General features: G+C 64.0%; 18 protein-coding genes. 12 read left to right on the forward strand and 6 right to left on the reverse strand.

The features are described from left to right. Positions 1 to 5 precede the first annotated feature (5 nt). The 7 genes from AWB79_RS23215 (at position 6) to AWB79_RS23245 (ending at position 6819) form a co-directional block, all read left to right on the forward strand. Positions 6 to 911 (forward strand): MaoC/PaaZ C-terminal domain-containing protein, encoded by a 906-nt coding sequence (locus AWB79_RS23215; RefSeq protein ID WP_061169776.1) that lies wholly within the window; start codon positions 6 to 8, stop codon positions 909 to 911. Then, a complete protein-coding gene (locus AWB79_RS23220) occupies positions 908 to 2218 on the forward strand; it encodes an acetyl-CoA C-acetyltransferase (protein WP_232470979.1) in 1311 nt (436 codons plus the stop codon). Before AWB79_RS23215 ends, AWB79_RS23220 begins: the two co-directional genes overlap by 4 nt. 51 nt (positions 2219 to 2269) lie before the next feature. Beyond that, positions 2270 to 4018 (forward strand): AMP-binding protein, encoded by a 1749-nt coding sequence (locus tag AWB79_RS23225; RefSeq protein ID WP_061169778.1) that lies wholly within the window; start codon positions 2270 to 2272, stop codon positions 4016 to 4018. Positions 4019 to 4024: 6 nt separating this feature from the next. Continuing rightward, positions 4025 to 4924: a DUF1571 domain-containing protein gene (locus tag AWB79_RS23230; RefSeq protein ID WP_061169843.1), complete on the forward strand. Its 900-nt coding sequence runs from the start codon at positions 4025 to 4027 to the stop codon at positions 4922 to 4924. 193 nt (positions 4925 to 5117) lie between these two features. Further along, the gene (locus tag AWB79_RS23235; RefSeq protein ID WP_061169779.1) at positions 5118 to 5360 is read left to right on the forward strand and encodes a hypothetical protein; all 243 of its coding nucleotides are present in this window, start codon (positions 5118 to 5120) and stop codon (positions 5358 to 5360) included. An 84-nt stretch (positions 5361 to 5444) separates the two neighbouring features. Continuing rightward, positions 5445 to 6233, forward strand: a complete 789-nt coding sequence (gene surE / locus AWB79_RS23240; protein WP_061169780.1) for a 5'/3'-nucleotidase SurE — start codon at positions 5445 to 5447, stop codon at positions 6231 to 6233. Positions 6234 to 6354: 121 nt separating this feature from the next. After that, positions 6355 to 6819 (forward strand): DUF2147 domain-containing protein, encoded by a 465-nt coding sequence (locus AWB79_RS23245; RefSeq protein ID WP_082862449.1) that lies wholly within the window; start codon positions 6355 to 6357, stop codon positions 6817 to 6819. A gap of 129 nt (positions 6820 to 6948) precedes the next feature. Here AWB79_RS23245 and AWB79_RS23250 read toward each other — a convergent pair whose 3' ends face one another. The 6 genes from AWB79_RS23250 to typA form a co-directional block, all read right to left on the reverse strand. After that, a complete protein-coding gene (locus AWB79_RS23250) occupies positions 6949 to 7341 on the reverse strand; it encodes a transposase (RefSeq protein ID WP_061169781.1) in 393 nt (130 codons plus the stop codon). A 143-nt stretch (positions 7342 to 7484) separates the two neighbouring features. Continuing rightward, entirely contained in the window at positions 7485 to 8582 is a 1098-nt protein-coding gene (gene zapE / locus AWB79_RS23255) for a cell division protein ZapE (RefSeq protein WP_061169782.1), read from the reverse strand. An 82-nt stretch (positions 8583 to 8664) separates the two neighbouring features. Then, positions 8665 to 10095 (reverse strand): dihydrolipoyl dehydrogenase, encoded by a 1431-nt coding sequence (lpdA, locus tag AWB79_RS23260; protein WP_061169783.1) that lies wholly within the window; start codon positions 10093 to 10095, stop codon positions 8665 to 8667. A gap of 98 nt (positions 10096 to 10193) precedes the next feature. After that, positions 10194 to 11489: a 2-oxoglutarate dehydrogenase complex dihydrolipoyllysine-residue succinyltransferase gene (gene odhB, locus AWB79_RS23265; protein ID WP_061169845.1), complete on the reverse strand. Its 1296-nt coding sequence runs from the start codon at positions 11487 to 11489 to the stop codon at positions 10194 to 10196. Positions 11490 to 11570: 81 nt separating this feature from the next. Beyond that, positions 11571 to 14429, reverse strand: coding sequence for a 2-oxoglutarate dehydrogenase E1 component (locus AWB79_RS23270; protein WP_061169784.1), 2859 nt, complete (start codon positions 14427 to 14429; stop codon positions 11571 to 11573). Between the two features lie 312 nt (positions 14430 to 14741). Continuing rightward, complete coding sequence (gene typA, locus AWB79_RS23275; RefSeq protein ID WP_061169785.1) at positions 14742 to 16568, reverse strand: translational GTPase TypA; 1827 nt, start codon at positions 16566 to 16568, stop codon at positions 14742 to 14744. A gap of 338 nt (positions 16569 to 16906) precedes the next feature. Between typA and AWB79_RS23280 the strand changes: the two genes are divergently transcribed. The 5 genes from AWB79_RS23280 (at position 16907) to AWB79_RS23300 (ending at position 22573) form a co-directional block, all read left to right on the forward strand. Next, positions 16907 to 17422, forward strand: a complete 516-nt coding sequence (locus AWB79_RS23280; protein ID WP_061169786.1) for a MarR family winged helix-turn-helix transcriptional regulator — start codon at positions 16907 to 16909, stop codon at positions 17420 to 17422. A 75-nt stretch (positions 17423 to 17497) separates the two neighbouring features. Continuing rightward, positions 17498 to 19024, forward strand: coding sequence for an efflux transporter outer membrane subunit (locus AWB79_RS23285; protein ID WP_061169787.1), 1527 nt, complete (start codon positions 17498 to 17500; stop codon positions 19022 to 19024). A gap of 53 nt (positions 19025 to 19077) precedes the next feature. Then, positions 19078 to 20325: an HlyD family secretion protein gene (locus AWB79_RS23290; protein WP_061169788.1), complete on the forward strand. Its 1248-nt coding sequence runs from the start codon at positions 19078 to 19080 to the stop codon at positions 20323 to 20325. Between the two features lie 13 nt (positions 20326 to 20338). Then, positions 20339 to 21898: a DHA2 family efflux MFS transporter permease subunit gene (locus AWB79_RS23295; protein ID WP_061169789.1), complete on the forward strand. Its 1560-nt coding sequence runs from the start codon at positions 20339 to 20341 to the stop codon at positions 21896 to 21898. A gap of 171 nt (positions 21899 to 22069) precedes the next feature. Next, entirely contained in the window at positions 22070 to 22573 is a 504-nt protein-coding gene (locus AWB79_RS23300; RefSeq protein ID WP_082862450.1) for an RICIN domain-containing protein, read from the forward strand. Positions 22574 to 22625 lie beyond the last annotated feature (52 nt).

The following is a 22625-nucleotide window of genomic DNA, read 5'->3' on the forward strand; positions in this document are numbered from 1 at the left end:
ACCGCATGCACGCACCGACCCTGCCGCGCGCCCGCACCGTCGTCATCGATACCCTGCCGCCGCCCGCGAAGCTCTATGGGCGCGCGCTGCCCGCGCTCTTCAGACGCGCACGCGCGCCGGAGTTGCCCGCGCTGCGCCTCGTGCGTCCCAACGTGAAGCTCGACGCCGAAGACATCGGCCGCTATGCGCGCGTGTGCGGCTTCATTCCCGAGCACGGCGTGCCGCTGACCTTTCCCCACGTGCTCGCGTTTCCGCTGCATCTGATGATGCTCACGGACCCGTCGTTTCCGTGGTCGGCGCTGGGCGTCGTGCATCTGTCCAACAGCGTGCGGCTGCGGCGGCCGCTCGCGGCGGGTCAGAGTTTGCGTGTCGAAGTGGAGTGCGGGCCGCTCGTGCCGCATCAGAAGGGGCAGGCGTTCACGCTGCATACGCGCATCTATCGGCGCGGCGAAGCCGTGTGGGACGGCGACAGCGTCTATCTGAAGCGCGGCGTGCGCGGCGAGAGCCATGCGCCATCGACCGAGATCGTCGACGTTGCCGATGCAGGCGTCCCGCTGCTCGCGCGCGAGGCGCGCTGGCAGCTTCCGCCGCAGCTCGGGCGCGACTATGCGAAGGCGTCGGGTGACTTCAATCCGATCCATCTGCACATGCTGAGCGCCAAGGCGTTCGGCTATCCACGCGCGATCGCGCACGGCATGTGGACGCTCGCGCGAACGCTCGCGGCGCTGCATCCGGTCAAGGCGCTCGCCTCCGGGCACGCGCGCGGCGATTTCAAGTCGCCGCTCTATCTGCCCGGCGACGCGACGCTGTGGACCGCCGCGCCCTCGCCCACCGCGCGCGATTTCGAGGTGCGCGATCTGGCGGGCGACCGGCCGCATCTGCGCGGCCATTTCGAATGGGAGCTGCCATGAGCGAGGTCCGGCGCGTCGCGATCATCGGCAGCAACCGCATTCCGTTCGCGCGCTCGAACACGGCGTACGCGAGCGCATCGAATCAGGACATGCTGAGCTTCGCGCTGCAGGGGCTCGTCGATCGCTTCGATCTGCACGGCATGCGGCTCGGCGAAGTGGCGGCGGGCGCCGTCGTCAAGCATTCGCGCGATTTCAATCTGACGCGCGAAGCCGCGCTGTCGACCACGCTGGCCCGCGAGACGCCCGCCTACGACGTGCAGCAGGCCTGCGGCACGGGGCTCGAAACCGTGATTCTGGTCGCCAACAAGATCGCGCTCGGGCAGATCGACGCGGGCATCGCGGGCGGCGTCGACACGGCCTCGGATGCGCCCATCGCCGTGAACGAGCGCATGCGCAAGATCCTGCTCGAGGCGCATCGCTCGCGCTCGGCGGGACAGCGCCTGGGCGCGCTCGCCAAGCTCAGGCCGGGCATGCTCTTCAGACCCGCGCTGCCGCGCAACGCGGAGCCGCGCACCGGCCTTTCGATGGGCGAGCATTGCGAACTGATGGCCAAGCGCTGGAAGATCTCGCGCGAGGCGCAGGACGCGCTCGCGCAGGAAAGCCATCGCAAGCTGGCGGCGGCGTACGGGCGCGGCTTTTTCAACGATCTGATGACACCGTACAGAGGGCTCTCGCGCGACAACACGCTGCGCCCCGACGTCTCGCTCGATCAGCTTTCGGCGCTCACGCCCGTATTCGATCGCGACGCCGGCACGCTCACCGCGGGCAACTCGACGCCGCTCACCGACGGCGCGTCGGCGGTGCTGCTCGCGTCCGAGGCATGGGCCGCCGAGCGCGGACTGCCGGTGCTCGCGTATCTGACGCACTCGGCCACCGCCGCCGTCGATTTCTTCGACAAGCGCGAAGGCCTGCTGATGGCCCCCGCCTACGCCGTCCCCGCCATGCTCGCGCGCGCGCGGCTCACGCTGCAGGACTTCGACTTCTACGAAATCCACGAAGCGTTCGCCGCCCAAGTGCTCTGCACGCTCGCCGCGTGGGAAGACGACGAATACTGCCGCACGGCGCTGGGCCTCGAAGCACCTCCCGGCTGGATCGACCGCGCGCGGCTGAACGTGAACGGCAGTTCGCTCGCGACCGGCCATCCGTTCGCGGCGACGGGCGGGCGCATCGTCGGCACGCTCGCGAAGATGCTCGCGCAGGCGGGCGCGCAGGCCGGCGGCACCCCGATGCGCGGCCTTATCTCGATCTGCGCCGCGGGCGGTCAGGGCGTCGTCGCGATCCTGGAGAGCGGCGGGCGGCAGACATAGCAGCAATCACAAAATAAAGGCGCGCCAAAGCCGCGCCGACGGAGACACCGCATGAGCCCGGGACCGCAAGCGCCGAGCGCGGTTGTGACGCCGCACGCGACGGACGGCATCTGGTACGCGTCATATCCGCCGGATGTGCCGCGCGAGATCGACCCTGCGCGCTATCGCTCGCTCGCGCATTTCTTCGACGAAAGCGTCGCGCGCTTCCGCGATCAGGTCGCCTTCGTGAGTCTGGGCTCCGAGTTGAGCTTCGCCGCGCTCGGCGCGAAAGCGCATGCGTTCGCCTCGTATCTGCAGGACATCGGCGTGAAGCCCGGAGATCGCGTCGCGCTGATGATGCCCAACACGCTCGCTTATCCCGTCGCGCTGTTCGGCACGCTCATCGCGGGCGCGATCGTCGTCAACGTGAACCCGCTCTATACGGTGCGCGAGCTCAGCCATCAACTGAAGGACAGCGGCGCGCAGACCATCGTCGTGTTCGAGAACTTCGCGAAGACGCTGCAGGACGCGCAGCCGGGCTCGCGCATCCGCAACGTCATCGTGACGGGGCTCGGCGATCTGCTCGGGCGCGGACTCAACGTGAAAGGCCGCGCGATCGATCTGTATCTGCGGCACGTGAAAAAGCAGGTGCCCGCGTACGCGCTGCCCGACGCGGTCCGCCTGCCGCACGCGCTCGCACTCGGCGCACGCCGCGCGTTCGAAGCGGTGCGCACCGGTCATGGCGACATCGCGCTCATTCAATACACGGGCGGCACCACCGGCGTCGCGAAGGGCGCGATGCTCACGCATCGCAATGTCATCGCCAATCTGCTGCAAGCGCTCGCGTGGACGCGCGGCGTGCTCGTCGATGGCCGCGAGATCGTTGTCACGCCGCTACCGCTCTACCACATCTATTCGCTCACCGCGAACGCGCTGGTGTCGGTTGCGGTCGGCGCGCGCAATGTGCTGATCGTCAATCCACGCGACATCGACGCTCTCGTGCGTACGCTGCGTCACGAAAACTTCACGACGATCACCGCGCTCAACACGCTCTACAGCGCGCTCATGGACCACGAGGAATTCCGCCGGCGGGACTTTTCCGCGCTCAAGCTCGCGATGGCGGGCGGCATGGCCACGCAGCGCGCCGTCGCCGAGCGCTTCCGCGCGATGACCGGACGCGCGCTCGTCGAAGGCTACGGGCTCACCGAATGTTCGCCGCTCGTCTGTGCGACGCCGCTCGAGCGCCAGGGTGCCGACAGCTTCGATGGCACCATCGGCCTGCCGGTGCCCTCCACGCTCGTGCGCCTGCGCCGCGACGACGGTTCGTGGGCGAATATCGGCGAGCCGGGCGAACTTTGCGTGCACGGACCGCAAGTGATGAAAGGCTACTGGAACCGTCCCGAGGAAACGGCGGGCGTCATCGACGCGCACGGCTGGCTTGCGACCGGCGATGTCGGTGTGATGGACGCGCGCGGCTTCGTCACGCTCATCGACCGCAAGAAGGACATGATGATCGTGTCGGGTTTCAACGTGTATCCGAACGAGATCGAGGACGTGCTCGCCGCGCATCCGAAAGTGCGCGCGGTGGCCGCCGTCGGCGTGCCCGATCCGGTGACCGGCGAGCGCGTGAAGGCGTTCGTCGTGCGGCGCGATGCGTCGCTTTCGGTGGAAGAATTGCTGAAGTTCGCCCGTTTACACCTGACCGGCTACAAGGTGCCGTCCTACGTCGAGTTTCGCGACGCGCTGCCGCTCACGACGATCGGCAAGGTCCTCAGGCGCGAATTGCGCGACGCCGAATTGCAACGCCAATCTCGGGAATAGATGCTCATGCCGCGTGCGCGACGACGCAACGCTTCAGACTTGCGGTCTGCCTGCGCGGCGCTGTGCGCCTGCCTCGCATTCGCGGGTGGTCCGGCGCTCGCCCAGACAACGGACGACGGCGAAGCGGCGCATATCGCGCGCATCGCCACGCTCGGCGTCGAACAGCAGACGCAGTGGCTCGCGCAATACGCCGCCAGCGGCGCGCTCGCGAAACTCGACGACGCGCGACTCGTCGAACTCTTCAGCGCGCTCGATCCACGCACGCTGCCGCGCTATCTGCAAAACGGGCTGCGCGATTACGCGTCGTACGAACTCACGATGCGGCGGCGCGAGCGCATCAAGGGCAAGTGGCCGAAGCGCGCCGATCACATGCTCGTGCGCGTCACGCGCGAACCGCTGCGCATCTACGCGAAATGGCTGCCCGACGGCGCGCACGCCGGCCAGGAAATCATCTATGACGAATCCACGCGCCCCGAGGAGCTCTACGGCCATCTCGGCGGCTTTCTCAGGGTCGTGCCGATGTGGGCATCGGTGCACGGCGTGCTCGCCCGCGCGCAGTCGAATCATTCGATCCGCGAGCTCGGCATCGAAGCGATCACGCAACGCTTCATCGACGAAGGGCGCAAGTTCGCCGATGCCGGAATCACGAAGCCCGCCGATATCGAAGTGAAGACCATCGACGGACTGCGCGTGGTCGCGCTGACCTACGAAACGCCGACGGGTCAGCCGGATTTCTACGCGAAGAAGGAGGTTCTCGGACTCGATCTGGAGCGCCCGGTTTTCCGGACCCTGGAGTCGTACGACAACGACGGCACCATTTTCGAAAGCGTCGTGTTCGAGCGCATCGAACCCAAACCCTTCGACGGACTGACTTTCGACCCGAAAAACCCGGACTACCGGTTCTGATCGGAGCCCTTGTGAAGTGTGCGCTGAACACGTGACACCGGGTGTAACAACTCGCCGCAGGGCGCGTCGTGCGGTTTAAGTTTCGCCTAAGAGTCGACCGATAACCTGCCCGGATTCCATCGACATCAAGGTGCGCACCTGCCGGAACGCCCGGTGCGCCAAGCATCGTCATGCCAAAGTGAGGATTACCTCCATGAACTTCCGCCGTCCGGCCGCCGCACCCGTGCGAGCCATAAAAAGACTTCTGAGCCATCACGAAATCGCCACGCTGCTCCTGCTCATGCACGCGCCCATCGACGTCATGGCGGCCACGCCGGATGTCGCTTCGCTGCAGGAATACGGATATGTCGAGATCGTGTCGCCGGACGCCGACACGCCCAAGGTGCGTCTGACCGAGGACGGCAACGCGGTGCTGCGCGGACTCGGCGTCAGGTAAGCGCGGGCCTGGCGGACGCCCGCAAACGCGAACTCTGTAATAATCGGTCGATCCTTTTCACCTTCGACCCAGGAGTCATTCGCGATGTCCGCCCTTTCTCCCATCGTGCAACGTGTGCTCATCACCAACGACGACGGCATCGACGCGCCCGGACTCGCCGTGCTCGAAGCAGTCGCGGCCGAACTCGCGCACGAAGTCTGGGTCATCGCGCCCGAGCACGATCAAAGCGGCACCTCGCATTCCATCAGCCTGCATTCGCCGTTGCGCGTATCGCGTCAGGGTGAACGGCGCTTCGGCGTACAGGGCACGCCCGGCGACTGCGTCGTGATGGGCGCGCGTCACATCATGAAGGACGCGCCACCCACCCTGGTGCTGTCCGGCATCAACCGCGGCGCGAATCTCGGCGTCGAGACGATGTTTTCCGGCACCGTAGGCGCGGCGATGACGGGCCTGCTGCTCGGCCTCCCGTCGATCGCCCTGTCGCAGACCTTCCGCGATCGCGAAAACGTGCGCTGGGACACGGCGCGCGCGCTGGCGCCGGGCGTGATCCGCCAGCTGCTCGAAATCTCCCACGACGCGCCCACCTGCCTCAACGTCAACTTCCCCGATTGCGATGCGTCCGCCGCCGGTCCGCTCACCGTCACGCGGCAAGGCGTCGGGCTCGTGGAAGGCATCGACGTGGTCGCGGAAGTCGATCCGCGCGGCATCGACTATCACTGGCTGCGCTTTCAGCGCGGCCCGCGCCCGAACTCGCCCGACAGCGAGACGGCGGTCATCGCGTCGGGCGGCGTGTCGGTCACGCCGCTGCATTTCGATCGCACCGACGAGCGCACCTTCGCGACCCTCGAAGCCGGACTGAAACGCGGCCTCTGAGTCCGCGCCCGCGCGGCTAGAACCTTTTCTCACAGACGGCAACGGTCGTTTCTCGTATGCTGAGCCGCCCGGCATCGGCGCGCATGGATTCCGGGCGCACTCATCACGACAAGGAGAAAACATGACCCTTTCCATCGGCTTGCGCGGCGCGCACCTGACGCTCGGCGCGCTGTGCGCCACGCTCGCGGCGAGCGTGTTCGCGCAGGCGGCGACGCCCGTCGGCACCTGGCAGACCATCGACGATCAGACCGGCAAGCCCAAAGGGATCATCCAGATCGCCGACGACGGCAGCGGTCAGTTGTCCGGCAAGGTCGTGCGCGGCATCGGCGAATTCGATCATCCGGAGCGACGCTGCACGGCCTGTACGGACGAGCGGAAGGATCAACTGGTCAAGGGCATGACGATCATTACCGGCATGCGCCAGGACGGCGATGCCTGGGACGGTGGCCAGATCCTCGATCCCGAGAACGGCAAGCTGTACAAGTGCAAGATGAAGCTCGAGGACGGCGGCCAGAAGCTCGTGGTGCGCGGGTATGTCGGCGTGTCCCTGCTGGGGCGCTCGCAGACGTGGGTGCGTCAGCAATAACGCACGAGCCGGATTTATGACAAAACGACAAAGCCGGTCGAAGACTTTCGTCTCCGACCGGCTTTGCTTCTTTCTGGTTTGCCTCTCTGTTGCCGCGTACGAGCTGCCTGAAGGGCTTCGGCAGCTGGCTTACGCAGCGCGACGCGCGAGGGGGCTGTCCGCTTGCGCGACGTCCGGCAGCTCCGTTGTCCCGGACGGCATCTCGGCCGGCACGCGCATGCGCGAAGTCATCAACGCATAAAGCGATTCGCCCGCCGGCCCGAACAACTGGGTCATGACCCGCAGCAACACGCCGGACTCGTGCCACGCCTTAAAGCGCCGATGGCAAGTCTGATACGACGGGTATTTGCGCGGCAACGTGGACCACGACGCGCCGCTGTACATCACCCAGAGCACGCCGTTGAGCACGGCGCGGGTGTTCGCGAGCGGCCGCCCCCGCAGTTCCGAACGCGGACGCAGTTCGGGAAGCAGCGGCGCCACCATTTGCCATTCTTCGTCGGACATGTCGCGATAGGGCTTCACGGTATTCTCTCCAATTTGCTGACCAATAACCGGTATCGACGATACCGAGTACCCTTACGCCGGCAAATCGGAGTGATCCTAATCTTGAAAAAGCCCGTGAAGCCTTATGCCTGTTGGCTAACCGCCGATTTTTGATTCTCGTATTAGGTCAGCGAAATATCCGTGACGCGCCGCGGCGCTTCCAGATATTCCTTCGACTGCATCTCCACGATACGCGACACCGTACGCGCGAACTCGTTAGCCATCGGCCCTTCGACGTAAAGGTCTTCGGCCGGCACCGCCGCCGACATCAGAAGCTTCACCTTGTGATCGTAGAAGACGTCGATGAGCCACGTGAAGCGGCGCGCCTCGGAGGCCATGCGCGGCGTCATCTGCGGCACATCGGAGAGAATCACCGCGTGAAAGCGGTTGGCAAGCTCCAGATAATCGTTCTGCGAGCGCGGGCCGCCGCAGAGCGTCGCGAAATCGAACCAGACGACGCCGTCCGCCTTTCGCAGCGCCTTGATTTCGCGCTTCTCGATATGCAGGATCGGGCTTTCGTCGGGGACGGCTGCGAGCTTTGCGAAATCCGAGCGCAAGGACTTGTCGGCGGCAGCGCCGAGCGGCGTGTGATACGCCTTCACCTGCGACAGCGTGCGCTTGCGGTAGTCAGTGCCGGCGTCGACGTTGAGCACGTCGAGATGCTGCTTGATGAGCTCGATCGCGGGCAGCAGACGGTCACGATGAAGTCCTTCGGGATACAGCGTGTCGGGCTCGTAATTGGACGTCATCACGAACTGCACGCCGGCCTTGAACAGCCGGTCGAGCAGGCGATAAAGAATCATCGCGTCGGCGATATCCGAGACGTGGAATTCGTCGAAGCAGATGAGCCTGTATCGTTTGGCAATGCGCTTCGCGAGCTCGTCGAGCGGATCGGCCTGCCCTTTCAGCTCCTCGAGTTCGCGATGCACTTCGCGCATGAACTCGTGGAAATGCAGGCGCGTCTTGCGCTGCACCGGCACGACCGCGTAGAAGCTGTCCATCAGGAAGCTCTTGCCGCGCCCGACGCCGCCCCACATGTACACGCCGCGCGGCAGGTCCGGATGCACGAGAAACTTCTTGAGCGCGTTGGAGCGGCGCGACTTGTACGCGACCCACTCTTCGTAGCAGCGCTGCAGGCGCATGACCGCCGCGAGCTGCGCCTCGTCCGATTGATAGCCCCGCGTGCGCAGTTCGTTTTCGTAGTATTCGGTGACGTTCATCTTCTGCCGTTCGAAGTGACAAAGGCGAGCGGATCGACCCGCTCGCCTTTGCTGTGCTGCCTTGTTGCCGAGGCAAACGGTATTACATGTTCAACGCGCGCTTGTCGACGGCGAGCGCCGCTTCACGCATCACTTCCGACAGCGACGGATGCGGATGGCAAATGCGGCCGATGTCTTCCGACGCCGCCTTGAACTCCATCGCGACGACCGCTTCGGCAATCAGATCCGATGCATCCGCGGCAATCACGTGCACGCCGAGGATTTCGTCGGTCTTCGCGTCGGCGATCATCTTGACGAAGCCTTCCGCCTTGCCGATACCCAGCGCGCGGCCGTTGGCCATCATCGGGAACTGGCCGGTCTTGATCTCGCGGCCTTCGGCCTTGAGTTGCTGTTCCGTCTTGCCGACCCACGCGATTTCCGGTTCCGTGTAGATGACCCACGGCACACAGTTGTAATCGATGTGCGGCTTCTGGCCGTCGATGATTTCCGCCACCGCCACGCCTTCGTCTTCGGCCTTGTGCGCGAGCATCGGGCCGCGCACCACGTCGCCGATCGCGTAGACGCCCGGCACGCTCGTCGCGCAGTGATCGTCCACGTCGATGAAACCGCGCTCGTTGGCCTTCAGGCCGATGCTTTCCAGACCGAGGTTGTCGGTGTTCGGCACACGGCCGATCGACACGATCAGACGCTCCGCTTCCAGCGTCTGCGCGTTGCCGGCGTTGTCCGTGTAAGCGATCGACACGCCGTTATCCGAGGTCTTCACTTCGCCGATCTTCACGCCGAGATGAATGTCGAGACCTTGCTTCTTGAACTGCTTCGCAGCTTCCTTCGCGAGCGATTCGTCCGCCGCGCCCAGGAATTGCGGCAGCGCTTCGAGCACGGTGACTTCCGCGCCGAGACGACGCCACACCGAGCCGAGTTCCAGACCGATCACGCCCGCGCCGATCACGGCGAGCTTCTTCGGCACGGCGTCGAAGGACAGCGCGCCTTCGTTGTCGGCCACGATCTTGTTGTCGACCGGAATGTTCGGCAGATGACGCGCCTTCGAGCCCGTTGCGATGATCACGTTCTTCGCCGTGACGACTTCGGTCTCCCCTTCGCCCGACACTTCGATCTGTACGCCGGCCGCATTCTTGCCGGTGAACTTGCCATGACCCTTGAGCCACGTGATCTTGTTCTTGCGGAACAGGAACTCGATGCCCTTCGTCATCTTTTCGACAATGCCGTCTTTACGCGCGAGCATCTTCGACACATCGAGCTTCACGTCCGACACGCTGATGCCGTGATCGGCCAGATGCTTCGACGCATTCTCGAATTCTTCCGACGACGCGAGCAGCGCCTTCGACGGAATGCAGCCCACGTTCAGGCACGTGCCGCCGAGCTTCAGCGCGCCAGCCGGGTTCTTCCACTTCTCGATACACGCAACCGTCTTGCCGAGTTGCGCTGCGCGAATCGCCGCGATATAGCCGCCAGGGCCCGCGCCGATCACGACGACATCAAATTCTTTGGACATGACTTTCCTTGGGTCTGTCTCCGCTCTTGCGGAGCGTGCCTTGCATGGCGCGCGCGAGTCTATCGCGCGCGCCAGTCGGCCGTTCTATGCGTTGATGCTTACAGGTCCAGCAGCAGGCGAGCCGGATCTTCCAGCGCATCCTTCATCGCGACCAGCGAAAGCACGGCTTCGCGGCCGTCGATGATGCGGTGGTCGTACGACAGCGCGAGGTAGTTCATCGGACGGATCACGATCTGGCCGTTTTCGACGACCGCGCGTTCCTTCGTCGCGTGCACGCCGAGAATCGCGGACTGCGGCGGGTTGATGATCGGCGTCGACAGCATGGAGCCGAACACGCCGCCGTTCGAGATCGAGAACGTGCCGCCGGTCATCTCTTCGATCGACAGCTTGCCGTCCTTGGCCTTCTGGCCGAATTCGGCGATCTTCTTCTCGATGTCGGCGAGGCTCATTTGATCCGCATTACGCAGGATCGGCACGACCAGACCGCGCGGCGAACCGACCGCGATACCGATGTCGAAGTAGCCGTGATAGACGATGTCGTTACCGTCGATCGACGCGTTCACGAGCGGGAACTTCTTCAGCGCGTGCACGGCGGCCTTCACGAAGAACGACATGAAGCCGAGCTTCACGCCGTGTTCCTTCTCGAAGCGGTCCTTGTACTTGTTGCGCAGATCCATGACCGGCGCCATGTTGACTTCGTTGAACGTCGTCAGGATGGCGTTGGTCTGCTGCGACTCGAGCAGGCGTTCGGCGATACGCGCGCGCAGACGCGACATCGGCACGCGTTGTTCCGGGCGGTCCTTGAGCCACTGATCGGCCGATGCCGGTGCGCTGACTTGCGGCAGCGACGGCTTCGCGGCGCGCGCGGCGGCGGGAGCCGGTGCGGCGGCCTTGGCGGCAGCCGGAGCGCCGGCCTGCGCGGCGAGCGCGTCGCCCTTCGTGATGCGGCCGTCGCGGCCCGAACCCGATACCTGATCCGCCGAAACGCCCTTCTCGGCCAGGATCTTCGTCGCGGCCGGCGAAGCAGCGCCGCCCGTGGCGCCCGATGCCTGAGCAGCAGCCGGAGCCGATGCGGCAACCGTTTCCGCGACCGGCGCGGGCTTCACTTCGGCGTCGCCGGCAGCGGCGGCGGCGGGTGCTTCGCCTGCTTTCGCTTCGGTGTCGATCTTCGCGATGATTTCGTCGGCGGTGACGATATCGCCGTCATGCTTGATGACTTGCGCGAGCACGCCAGCCGACGGCGCGGGCACTTCGAGCACGACCTTGTCGGTCTCGATTTCGATGAGGATTTCGTCCTGGGCGACAGCCTCGCCCGGCTTCTTCTTCCACTGCAGCATGGTCGCTTCCGAGACCGACTCGGAAAGCTGGGGAACCTTGACTTCTACGATAGCCATTTCTGTATTTTCCTGATGCGTGTCTGTGTGTACGAGCGTGGGACCGGCGCGCGAGGCGCCGCCGGTCCCATCGGGCATTGCTTACTTCGCGATGACCTGCGCGCCCTTCAGGCGGCCGAACGCGCCTTCCACGAGCGCCTTCTGCTGCTCGTAGTGCTTCGCGTAGTAGCCGACAGCCGGCGACGCCGAAGCCGGACGGCCGCTGTAGGCCAGCTTCATGCCTTCGCGCATGCCTTCGCGCAGATGGTGCTCGATGTAGAACCAGGCGCCCTGGTTCTGCGGCTCGTCCTGCACCCACACGACTTCGGTCGCGTTCTCGTACTTCTTGATCTCCGCGTCGAACTGCTTGTGCGCGAACGGATACAGCTGCTCGATACGCACGATGGCGACATCGTTCGCCTTCGCTTCGCGGCGATGCGCGACGATGTCGTAGTACACGCGGCCCGAGCAGCAGATCACGCGCTTGACCTTCTTCGGCTCGATCGTTTCGTCGACTTCGCCGATGACCGGCTGGAACGAGCCCTTGGCCAGTTCCGACAGATCCGACACGGCTTCCTTGTGACGCAACAGCGACTTCGGCGTCGCGATGATCAACGGCTTGCGGAACAGGCGGATCATCTGACGGCGCAACAGATGGAAGATCTGCGCCGGCGTGGTCGGCTGAACCACTTGCATGTTGTGGTCCGCGCACAGTTGCAGGAAACGCTCGATACGCGCCGACGAGTGCTCCGGACCCTGGCCTTCGTAGCCGTGCGGCAGCATCATCGTGAGACCGGAGACGCGTCCCCACTTCACTTCGCCCGACGAGATGAACTGGTCGATCACGACCTGCGCACCGTTCACGAAGTCGCCGAACTGCGCTTCCCATGCGACGAACGTGTTCGGTTCGGCGGTCGAGTAGCCGTATTCGAAACCGAGCACCGCTTCTTCGGACAGCACCGAGTCGATCACCGTGAACTTGGCCTGGCCTTCCGCAATGTTCTGCAGCGGAATGTACGTGCCGTCGTTCCAGCGCTCGCGGTTCTGATCGTGCAGCACTGCGTGACGGTGCGTGAACGTGCCACGGCCCGAGTCCTGACCCGTCAGACGCACGGCATAACCCGACGCCACCAGCGACGCGAACGCGAGGTGCTCGCCCATGCCCCAGTCGAGCTTGGCTTCGCCCAGACCCATCGCGCGACGGTCGTTGATGACGCGCTCGACCAGCGGGTGAACCTTGAAGTTTTCCGGAATCGTCGTGATGCGCTCGGCCAGACGCTTCAGTTCGGCCAGCGGCACCGCGGTGTCTGCCGCGTCGGTCCACTTGCGGTTCAGGAACGGCACCCAGTCGACCGCGTACTTGCTCTTGTAATTCGAGAGCACCGGATCGATCGTGTGATGACCTTCGTCCATCGCCTGACGATACGCCTTGATCATGTCATCGGCGCCTTCCGCCGTGATGACGCCCTGCTGCACCAGCTTTTCCGCGTACACTGCGCGCGTGCCCGGATGCTTGGCGATGGTCTTGTACATCAGCGGCTGCGTGACCGCCGGCGTGTCCTGCTCGTTGTGGCCCAGCTTGCGGAAGCAGATGATGTCGACGACCACGTCCTTGTGGAACTTCATGCGGAAGTCGATCGCGAGTTGCGTCGCGAGCACGACGGCTTCGGGATCGTCGCCGTTCACGTGCAGCACCGGCGCTTCGATCATCTTGACGACGTCCGAGCAGTACAGCGTCGAGCGCGCATCGCGCGGGTCCGACGTGGTGAAGCCGATCTGGTTGTTGATGACGATATGCAGCGTGCCGTACGTGCCGTAACCGCGCGTTTGCGCGAGGTTCAGCGTTTCCATCACGACGCCCTGGCCCGCGAAGGCCGCGTCGCCGTGGATCTGCACCGGCAGCACTTGCAGGCCTTCCTCGTCGCCGCGGCGGTCCATGCGCGCCTTGGCCGAGCCCTCGACCACCGGGTTGACGATTTCCAGGTGCGACGGGTTGAACGCGAGCGACAGGTGAACCGGGCCGCCTTCCGTTGCGACATCCGACGAGAAGCCCTTGTGGTACTTCACGTCGCCGGCCGGCAGGTCATCGACGTGCTTGCCTTCGAATTCGGCGAAGAGGTCCGCCGGCATCTTGCCGAGCGTGTTGACCAGCACGTTCAGACGACCACGGTGCGCCATGCCGATGACGATTTCCTGCACGCCGTTCTTGCCCGCGTGACGCACGACTTCGTCCATCGATGCGATGAAGCTCTCGCCGCCTTCCAGCGAGAAGCGCTTCTGACCGACGTACTTGGTGTGCAGGAAACGCTCGAGGCCTTCGGCGGCCGTCAGGCGATTCAGGATGTGCTTCTTCTTGTCGTTGGAGAAATTCGGCGTCGAGCGGATCGACTCGAGCTGCTCCTTCCACCAGCGCTTCTGCTCCGGATCGCTGATGTACATGTACTCCGCGCCGATCGTGCCGCAGTACGTGTCACGCAGCGCCTTGACGATATCGCGCAGTGACGCCTGCTCGAAACCGAAGTACAGGTTCGTGGCGTTGAACACCTGGTCCATGTCGGCTTCGGTGAAGTCATAGAAGCCAGGTTCGAGTTCGGGAATGGCGGGACGCTCGCGGCGCTTGAGCGGGTCGAGGTTCGCCCATTGCGAACCAAGGAAGCGATACGCGCCAATGAGGGATTGAACGTAGACTTGCTTGCGCGCGGTGGTCAGATCACCGGTGCTTTCGCGCGGCAGGAAGGCGTTCGCCTTCGCGCGCTGAGCGAAGGATTCAACGATGGGGCCGTGAGCCACGTCGTTGTGTGCCGTACCGTCGGACGCGGGCACGTTCTGCAACGCGTCGAAGTAGGCGCGCCAGGTCTCGGGCACTGACGCAGGATTATCGAGATATTGCTCGTACAACTCTTCGACGTACGGAGCATTACCGCCGAACAGATAAGAGTTCGACTGGAATTGCTTCATCATTTTACGCTCACCTTTCTTCGAGTTTCTCGAGGAAGTGCGGGTTACGAAACCTTCCGCGCCACGGCCTGACCGTTTAGCGGATTGCGCGAATCAAGTCTGCTTGGAAGGACCTAAAAAGCGACAGCTAATCCGAGAAGCATAGCACAGAACGAATAGTCATATGACGGATCGCCGCATGTGCCCCGCCCTCGTCACCCTTACGCAACAAGCATGTGCGGGCTTTTATGAGATACGCAAGAGTCCTTTGCGCGAGGTCGCAAAATGAAAAAAGCCGCCCGAAGGCGGCTTTTGATCGCATGAAGCGAACGGATATCAGTCGGCCGATGCCTCGCGGCTTGCGCGACGACGCTCGTGCTCCTTCAGATGGCGCTTGCGCAGACGAATCGACTGCGGCGTGACTTCGACGAGCTCGTCATCATCGATGAACTCGACTGCGTATTCCAGCGAAAGCTGGATCGGCGGCACGAGACGCACGGCTTCGTCGGTGCCCGAGGCGCGCACGTTGGTCAGCTGCTTGCCCTTGATCGGGTTCACGACGAGGTCGTTGTCGCGGCTGTGGATGCCGATGATCATGCCTTCGTACAGCGCATCGCCCGGCGACACGAACATGCGGCCGCGATCCTGCAGCTTCCACAGTGCATAGGCGACGGCGGCGCCATCGTCCTGCGAGATCAGCACGCCATTGCGACGCTCGCCGACCGAGCCTTCCTTCACGGGCGCGTACGAGTCGAACGTGTGGCTCATCAGACCCGTACCGCGCGTGAGCGTCAGGAACTCGCTCTGGAAGCCGATCAGACCGCGCGCCGAAATCTTGTACTCGAGACGCGTGCGGCCACGGCCGTCGGAAGTCATGTCGAGCATTTCGCCCTTGCGGCGGCCGAGTTCTTCCATCACGCCGCCCTGATGCTGGTCTTCGATATCGACCGTCAGGTTTTCATACGGCTCGCACTTCACGCCGTCGATTTCCTGCAGCACCACGCGCGGACGCGACACGGCCAGCTCGTAACCTTCGCGGCGCATGTTCTCGACCAGAATCGTCAGGTGCAGCTCGCCACGGCCCGACACTTCGAACGTGGTTTCGTCGCCGGTGTCTTTCACGCGCAGCGCGACGTTGTGATTCAGTTCCTTGGTCAGACGATCGCGAATCTGGCGGCTCGTGACGAACTTGCCTTCCTTGCCCGCGAGCGGCGACGAGTTCACGAGGAAGTTCATCGTGAGCGTCGGTTCGTCGACGGTGATCATCGGCAGCGCTTCGGGATTGTCGGGCGAGCAGATGGTCACGCCAATGCCGATTTCCTCGATACCGTTGATCAGCACGATGTCGCCGGCTTGCGCTTCTTCGACCTGCACGCGCTCCAGACCGTGGAACGACAGCACCTGATTGATCTTGCGATTCAGGATCGCGCCGTCCGGACCCGAACGCACGGCCACCTGCATGCCCGGGCGGATACGGCCACGCGCGACACGACCCACGCCGATACGGCCGACGTACGAGTTGTAGTCGAGCGACGTGATCTGCAGTTGCAGCGGGCCGTCCGGATCGGCCGGACGAACCGGCACGTGCTCCAGAATGGCTTCGAACAGCGGGCGCATGGTGCCTTCGCGCACGTCCGGATTGAGCCCGGCAAAACCGTTCAGACCCGACGCATACACGATCGGGAAATCCAGTTGTTCTTCGGTGGCGCCGAGCTTGTCGAACAGGTCGAACGTCTGGTTGATCACCCAGTCGATACGCGCGCCCGGACGGTCCACCTTGTTGACGACGACGATCGGCTTGAGACCGAGCGCGAGCGCCTTCTTGGTCACGAAGCGCGTTTGCGGCATCGGGCCTTCGACGGCGTCGACGAGCAGCAGCACGGAATCGACCATCGAGAGCACACGCTCCACCTCGCCGCCGAAGTCCGCGTGTCCCGGGGTATCGACGATATTGATGTGCGTGCCTTCGTATTCGACGGCGCAGTTCTTCGCCAGGATCGTGATGCCGCGTTCCTTTTCGATGTCGTTCGAGTCCATGACCCGCTCGGCGACCTGTTGATTTTCCCGGAACGTGCCCGACTGGCGGAGCAACTGGTCGACGAGCGTGGTCTTGCCGTGGTCGACGTGGGCGATGATGGCGATATTGCGGAGGGCGCGAGTCATAGAAAGATGTCTTGGTTGTGCGCCGTAGGAGCGAGCCTCTACGCGAGACTCTATGGCTCGGCAGCCCATCTGAAAGCATCATGCAAGCATGACAACGCGGGCCCGGCGCGGTGAGAACCGAAAAGTATAGCACGCATGGATGTCTTTCCCTTGCAATAGGACTCAACCCGTAAGCTCGGGCGCGCACCCGTTGTGCCCGCGAGACGCCCGGCGGGTATGACTCCGGGCCGAAATCGTCCGCCGATTGTTAAGCAAATCCGGAAAACATTCTTGCAGCGTCCGAGACAGGCTCCTATAATCCTGCCTAGTCAACTATTGCAATCGCATAAATTATTCCCATGAGCGACGCTCCCAAATCCTCCGCGATCGGCGATTACGTGCTCGCCGAGAGTGTCGGCTATCTGATCAGCCGGGTGCGCTCGACCATGTGGAACATGGTCACGCAGCACACCTCCTCCGAACTCGGCATCACGAGCACGCAGGCGAGCATCCTGTTCATGCTGGCGGTCGGCAAGTGCCTGACGGCGGCGGACATCGCGCGCGAATATGGCATCGATGCGAGCGCGGTCACGCGCCTCATCGACCGGCTGGAGAAGCGCGGCCTGCTTTCGCGGGTGCGCAGCGAGGAGGACCGGCGCGTCGTGCGTCTGGCGCTGACCGACGAAGGCCAGGCGACCGCGGAACGGATTCCGGCGATCTTCACGCGCGTGCTGGACAATCTGCTCACGGGCTTCACACCCGAGGAAGTCGGCTTCCTCAAGAGCATGCTGCGGCGCATTCTTGCCAATTCCTGCGATCCCTCGGTGGCTTCGCTGCTTAGCTGCAATGATAAGCCTGGTACGTCATTGCGATGACAAGCAAATCGGTCATCCAAAGCCTACAAAATGATTGCAACGTCCATCTTTAATTCTCTTCTCAAGAGACGAGATATGAAACACCTCTCCCTGTCCGCGCAACGCTTCCCGCGCCGCGCGACGAGCGCCGTGGCGGCGGCCGCCGTCGCATTCGCGTTCGCGGGCTGCGCGAATTACTCGGGTATTTCGAGCGACAAGCAGATTGCCGCGCCTGACAAGTTCGAGGCCACGCAAAGCGTGCCGGGGCAAGGCGGCCAGTGGCCTTCGCTCGACTGGGCGAAGCAGTTTGGCGACCCGCAACTGCCGCAACTGATCGACGAAGCGCTCGCGGACAATCCGAGCATCGCGCAGGCGCAGGCGCGCATCGCGAAGGCGTCGTCGTATATCGATACGTCGCGCTCGGCGCTCTATCCGAAAGTCAACGGATCGTACTCGTGGACGCGCGAGCTGTATTCGGCCAACGCCCTCTTCCCGCCGCCCTACGGCGGCACCTGGTACAGCGAGAACAATGCGCTCGTGAGCGCGTCGTGGGATCTGGATCTGTGGGGTAAGAACCGCGCGCGGCTGAATCAGGCCGTGTCGCAGGAAAAGGCCGCCGAGGCGGACATGCAGCAGGCGCGCGTGACGCTCGCGGCATCGCTTGCACGCACCTACAACCAGCTCGCGCTGCTCTATGCGCTGCGCGATGTCGCCCAGCGCGAGATCGCAAACCGTCAGGACGTCGGACGCATCACGAACGGTCGCGTGGCCGCCGGTCTCGATACCAACGTCGAGCGCCGCACGGCGGAAGGCAACGTCGCCACGAGCCAGACCAGCCTCACCGAACTCGACGGCCAGATCGAGTCGGTCCGCTATCAGCTCGCGGCGCTGCTCGGCAAGGGCCCGGACCGCGGCCTGCAGATCGCCAAGCCGGTCATCGACCCGAAGGTCAATGTGACGCTGCCCGATAACATTCCTGCCGATCTCATCTCGCGCCGCCCGGATATCATCGCGGCGCGCTGGCAGGTGGAGGCCGCGACGCAGAACATCAAGGAAGCGAAGGCCGAGTTCTTCCCGGACATCAATCTCACGGCGGCCTTCGGCTTCGACGCGTTCGGCTGGAGCAAATTCCTGCAATCGAGCAGCCGCCAGATCCAGTTCGGCCCGGCGATCCATCTGCCGATCTTCGATGCAGGCGCCCTGCGCGCCCAGTTGAAAGGCCGCTATGCCGATTTCGAGGGCGATGTCGCAAACTACAATCAGACGCTCGTCAGCGCGCTCAACGACGTCGCGACGAACATCTCCGCGATCCGCTCGCTCGACAAGCAAATGTCCGACGCGAATCGCGCGCTCACGGCGGCGACCAGCGCCTACCAGCTCGCGGTGATCCGCTACAAGGCGGGCCTGTCGCCGCAACTGCAGGTGCTCAACGCCGACGACAACCGCCTGGCAAACGAGCAGACCGTGACGAATCTGCGCCTTAAGCGCACCGATCTGCAGATCGCGCTGATCAAATCGCTGGGCGGCGGCTTCGACGCGACCAGCACCAATCTCGCGATCGACGGCAGCGGCCAGCAGCAGGCGGCGAATCCGACGACGAACCAGACGTCGCCGTCGCAGTAAGCCGCCCACCAGAACACGCATCAAGACAAAATACGGAATATTCGGAGTCTTTCATGAGCGACCCTCAACAAAACGCCGCCGCGCCCGCGCCGAAACAAAGCAACGGCAAACGCCGCCGGCTGATGACGCTGATCGTGCTCGTCATCATCATCGCCGCCGTCGCTTACGGGCTGTACTACTTCCTCGTCGCGCGCTTCCACGAATCCACCGACGACGCCTATGTCAACGGCAACGTCGTGCAGATCACGCCGCAGGTGGTGGGCACCGTGGTCTCGGTAAACGCGGACGACACGCAGACGGTGAAGGTGGGCGATCCGCTCGTCGCGCTCGATCCGGCCGACTCGAAGATCGCGCTCGATCAGGCTGAAGCGAATCTTGCGCAGACCGTGCGTCAGGTGCGAACGTTCTTCGTCAACAACAACCAGTATGAAGCGCAGATCGCGCTGCGCCGCTCGGATCTGTCGCGCGCGCAGGACGACCTGAAGCGCCGCATGCAGGTCGCGCAGACCGGCGCCGTGTCGCAGGAGGAAATCTCGCACGCACGCGATGCCGTCCGCAGCGCCCAGGCCGCGCTCGACGCCGCCGAGCAGGAGCTCGCGTCGAACCGCTCGCTCACCGCCAACACGACGATCGCCGATCACCCGAACGTGCTCGCCGCCGCGGCGAAGGTGCGCGACTCGTACATCAACTATGCGCGCAACACGCTGCCGGCGCCGGTCACGGGCTATGTCGCGAAACGCTCGGTGCAGGTCGGCCAGCGCGTCGCGCCGGGCAATCCCTTGATGGCGATCGTGCCGCTCAACGCCGTGTGGGTCGATGCGAACTTCAAGGAAGTGCAGTTGAAGCACATGCGCATCGGCCAGCCGGTCGAACTGACCGCGGATCTGTACGGTTCGAGCGTCGTATATCACGGCAAGGTGATCGGCTTTTCGGCCGGCACGGGCTCGGCCTTCTCGCTGCTGCCGGCGCAGAACGCGACCGGTAACTGGATCAAGGTCGTGCAGCGTCTGCCGGTGCGTATCGAACTCGATCCGAAGGAACTGGAGGCGCATCCGCTGCGCATCGGTCTTTCGATGAACGTCGACGTGACCATCAAGAACGACCAGGGCGGCCAGCTCGGCAACGCGCAGAACACGGTCTATCAGACCAACGTGTTCGAGAACTACGGCGCGCAGGCGGATCAGGAAATCGCGCGCATCATCCAGCAGAACGCGGGCACCGGCGCGGGAACGGGGGCACAGAGCTCGTCGTCGGCGCATGGCAAGGCTACGAAGTCCGCATCCGCCGCCAAGCTGATGTAAGCGGATTAGCCTCATGTCTCAGCAAAACGTCGTTCACCCGCCGCTGTCGGGCGGGAAGCTCGTCATCGGGACGATCGCCGTGTCACTCGCGGTGTTCATGAACGTGCTCGACACGTCGATCGCGAACGTCTCGATTCCGTCGATTTCCGGCGACCTCGGCGTGTCGTCGGATCAGGGCACGTGGGTCATTACCTCGTTCGCGGTCGCCAACGCCATTTCGGTGCCGCTCACCGGCTGGCTCACGCAGCGCCTGGGCCAGGTGCGGCTGTTCCTTGGCTCGATCATTCTGTTCGTGATCGCATCGTGGCTGTGCGGTCTCGCGCCGACGCTGCCCTTCCTGCTCGCCGCACGCGTGTTCCAGGGCGCGGTCGCAGGCCCGATGATTCCGCTGTCGCAAACGCTGCTGCTCGCGAGCTATCCGCGCGAAAAGGCGCCGATGGCGCTTTCCATGTGGTCGATGACCACGCTGATCGCGCCGGTCGCGGGCCCCGTGCTCGGCGGCTGGATCTCGGACAATATTTCCTGGCCGTGGATTTTCTACGTGAACATCCCGGTCGGCATCGCGGCGGCGATCGCTACATTCGCCATCTTCCGCGACCGCGATTCCGTGATCCGAAAGGCGCCGATCGACACGGTCGGGCTCGCGCTGCTCGTGATCTGGGTCGGCTCGCTGCAGGTCATGCTCGACAAGGGCAAGGACCTCGACTGGTTCAATTCGACGACCATCGTCGTGCTCGCGCTGGTCGCGGTGATTGCGTTCGCGTTCTTCATCGTGTGGGAGCTGACGGCGGAGCATCCGGTCGTGGATCTTTCGTTGTTCGAACTGCGCAACTTCACCGGCGGGACGATCGCGCTTTCGGTCGGCTACGGGCTCTACTTCGGCAATCTCGTGCTGCTGCCGCTATGGCTGCAAACCGATATCGGCTACACGGCGACGAACGCGGGTCTGGTAATGGCGCCGGTCGGCCTGTTCGCGATCCTGCTCTCGCCGATCACCGGCAAGTTCCTGCCGCGCACCGATCCGCGTTATATCGCCACTGTCGCGTTCCTCGTGTTCGCGCTGTGCTTCTGGATGCGCTCGCGCTATACGACCGGCGTCGATACCTGGGCGCTCACGCTGCCGACGCTGATCCAGGGCATCGGCATGGCGGGCTTCTTCATTCCGCTGGTGTCGATCACGCTGTCGGGCTTGCCCGGGCATCGGATTCCAGCGGCGTCGGGCTTGTCGAATTTCGTGCGGATCATGTGCGGCGGCATCGGCACGTCGATTTTCTCGACGGCGTGGGAGCATCGCTCGATCGTGCATCACGCGCAACTGGTCGAAGGCGCGAATTCTTACAACCCGGTGTTCGCCAACCAGATGCAGCAGATGGGTGCGCTCGGCTTGTCGCAGGATCAGACCGTCGGTCTGTATAACAGCATGGCCACCCAGCAGGCCGCGCAGCTCGGCGTAAACGACATGTTCTATCTTTCTGCGGCGATTTTCGTCGCGCTGATCGCGCTGATCTGGATCACGCGGCCCGAGCGTTCGGGCGGCGGGGATTCGGCGGCGGCCGCCTCGGCGGCGCACTAAGGGCGGTGCCAGTATCCGGATAAGAGGGAGAAGCGCGAGCTTCTCCTTTTTTTTGCGCGTTACTCCTGCCCGGATCGGTGATCATCGCCCGCGGACAAACAATTTTCTCCAGAAAAGTTCGGGGGGCGCAGCTAGATTGACGGCTCTTCCCCGAACAGGAAATCTGGTTTCATGAGAATCACCAAAATTGCAGCTTGTCTCGTCGTCTTGTGCATGTCGGTTCCGGTCACCGCCGTCCACGCTCAGCAGGCTGGCACGTATCGTTTGACTAACGCCTTCACCGGCATGGCAAAGTGCCTGGACATCGTCAACGACGGCCGCAACACGCAACTGAATCTTGCGACATGCGGCAACTACTCCGGACAGGCGTGGAACATGAGCGCCCCCGACTCGCAGGGTTATCGCTCGATGCGTACCGACTTTACGGGCAGGGGCATGTGTCTCGATGTCGTGAACGACGGTCGGAACAATCAGCTAGAAATGGCTCGCTGCGGCAACTTCACCGGTCAGGCCTGGCACGTCGAGCCGGCAGGCAATGGCAGCGTCAGGTTGAGAACCCAGTTCACGGGAAGTAGCCGCTGCCTCGACGTGGTCAATGACGGCCGAAACGATCGGGTCCAGCTTGCATCGTGCGGCAATTACTCCGGGCAACTCTGGACACTCGAGCGGATGTAAATCGCGCAACCGGCGTGTCGTCGGCGTGTCGCCTTGTCGGGCGGCACGCCGC

The sequence above is a fragment of the Caballeronia hypogeia genome (assembly GCF_001544875.2).
Taxonomy (GTDB): domain Bacteria; phylum Pseudomonadota; class Gammaproteobacteria; order Burkholderiales; family Burkholderiaceae; genus Caballeronia; species Caballeronia hypogeia.

Coding starts and splice junctions, on each gene's coding strand:
- AWB79_RS23215 (WP_061169776.1), top strand. CDS start 6: ATGCACGCACCGACCCTGCCGCGCGCCCGCACCGTCGTCATCGATACC.
- AWB79_RS23220 (WP_232470979.1), top strand. CDS start 908: ATGAGCGAGGTCCGGCGCGTCGCGATCATCGGCAGCAACCGCATTCCG.
- AWB79_RS23225 (WP_061169778.1), top strand. CDS start 2,270: ATGAGCCCGGGACCGCAAGCGCCGAGCGCGGTTGTGACGCCGCACGCG.
- AWB79_RS23230 (WP_061169843.1), top strand. CDS start 4,025: ATGCCGCGTGCGCGACGACGCAACGCTTCAGACTTGCGGTCTGCCTGC.
- AWB79_RS23235 (WP_061169779.1), top strand. CDS start 5,118: ATGAACTTCCGCCGTCCGGCCGCCGCACCCGTGCGAGCCATAAAAAGA.
- surE (WP_061169780.1), top strand. CDS start 5,445: ATGTCCGCCCTTTCTCCCATCGTGCAACGTGTGCTCATCACCAACGAC.
- AWB79_RS23245 (WP_082862449.1), top strand. CDS start 6,355: ATGACCCTTTCCATCGGCTTGCGCGGCGCGCACCTGACGCTCGGCGCG.
- zapE (WP_061169782.1), bottom strand. CDS start 8,582: ATGAACGTCACCGAATACTACGAAAACGAACTGCGCACGCGGGGCTAT.
- lpdA (WP_061169783.1), bottom strand. CDS start 10,095: ATGTCCAAAGAATTTGATGTCGTCGTGATCGGCGCGGGCCCTGGCGGC.
- odhB (WP_061169845.1), bottom strand. CDS start 11,489: ATGGCTATCGTAGAAGTCAAGGTTCCCCAGCTTTCCGAGTCGGTCTCG.
- AWB79_RS23270 (WP_061169784.1), bottom strand. CDS start 14,429: ATGATGAAGCAATTCCAGTCGAACTCTTATCTGTTCGGCGGTAATGCT.
- typA (WP_061169785.1), bottom strand. CDS start 16,568: ATGACTCGCGCCCTCCGCAATATCGCCATCATCGCCCACGTCGACCAC.
- AWB79_RS23280 (WP_061169786.1), top strand. CDS start 16,907: ATGAGCGACGCTCCCAAATCCTCCGCGATCGGCGATTACGTGCTCGCC.
- AWB79_RS23285 (WP_061169787.1), top strand. CDS start 17,498: ATGAAACACCTCTCCCTGTCCGCGCAACGCTTCCCGCGCCGCGCGACG.
- AWB79_RS23290 (WP_061169788.1), top strand. CDS start 19,078: ATGAGCGACCCTCAACAAAACGCCGCCGCGCCCGCGCCGAAACAAAGC.
- AWB79_RS23295 (WP_061169789.1), top strand. CDS start 20,339: ATGTCTCAGCAAAACGTCGTTCACCCGCCGCTGTCGGGCGGGAAGCTC.
- AWB79_RS23300 (WP_082862450.1), top strand. CDS start 22,070: ATGAGAATCACCAAAATTGCAGCTTGTCTCGTCGTCTTGTGCATGTCG.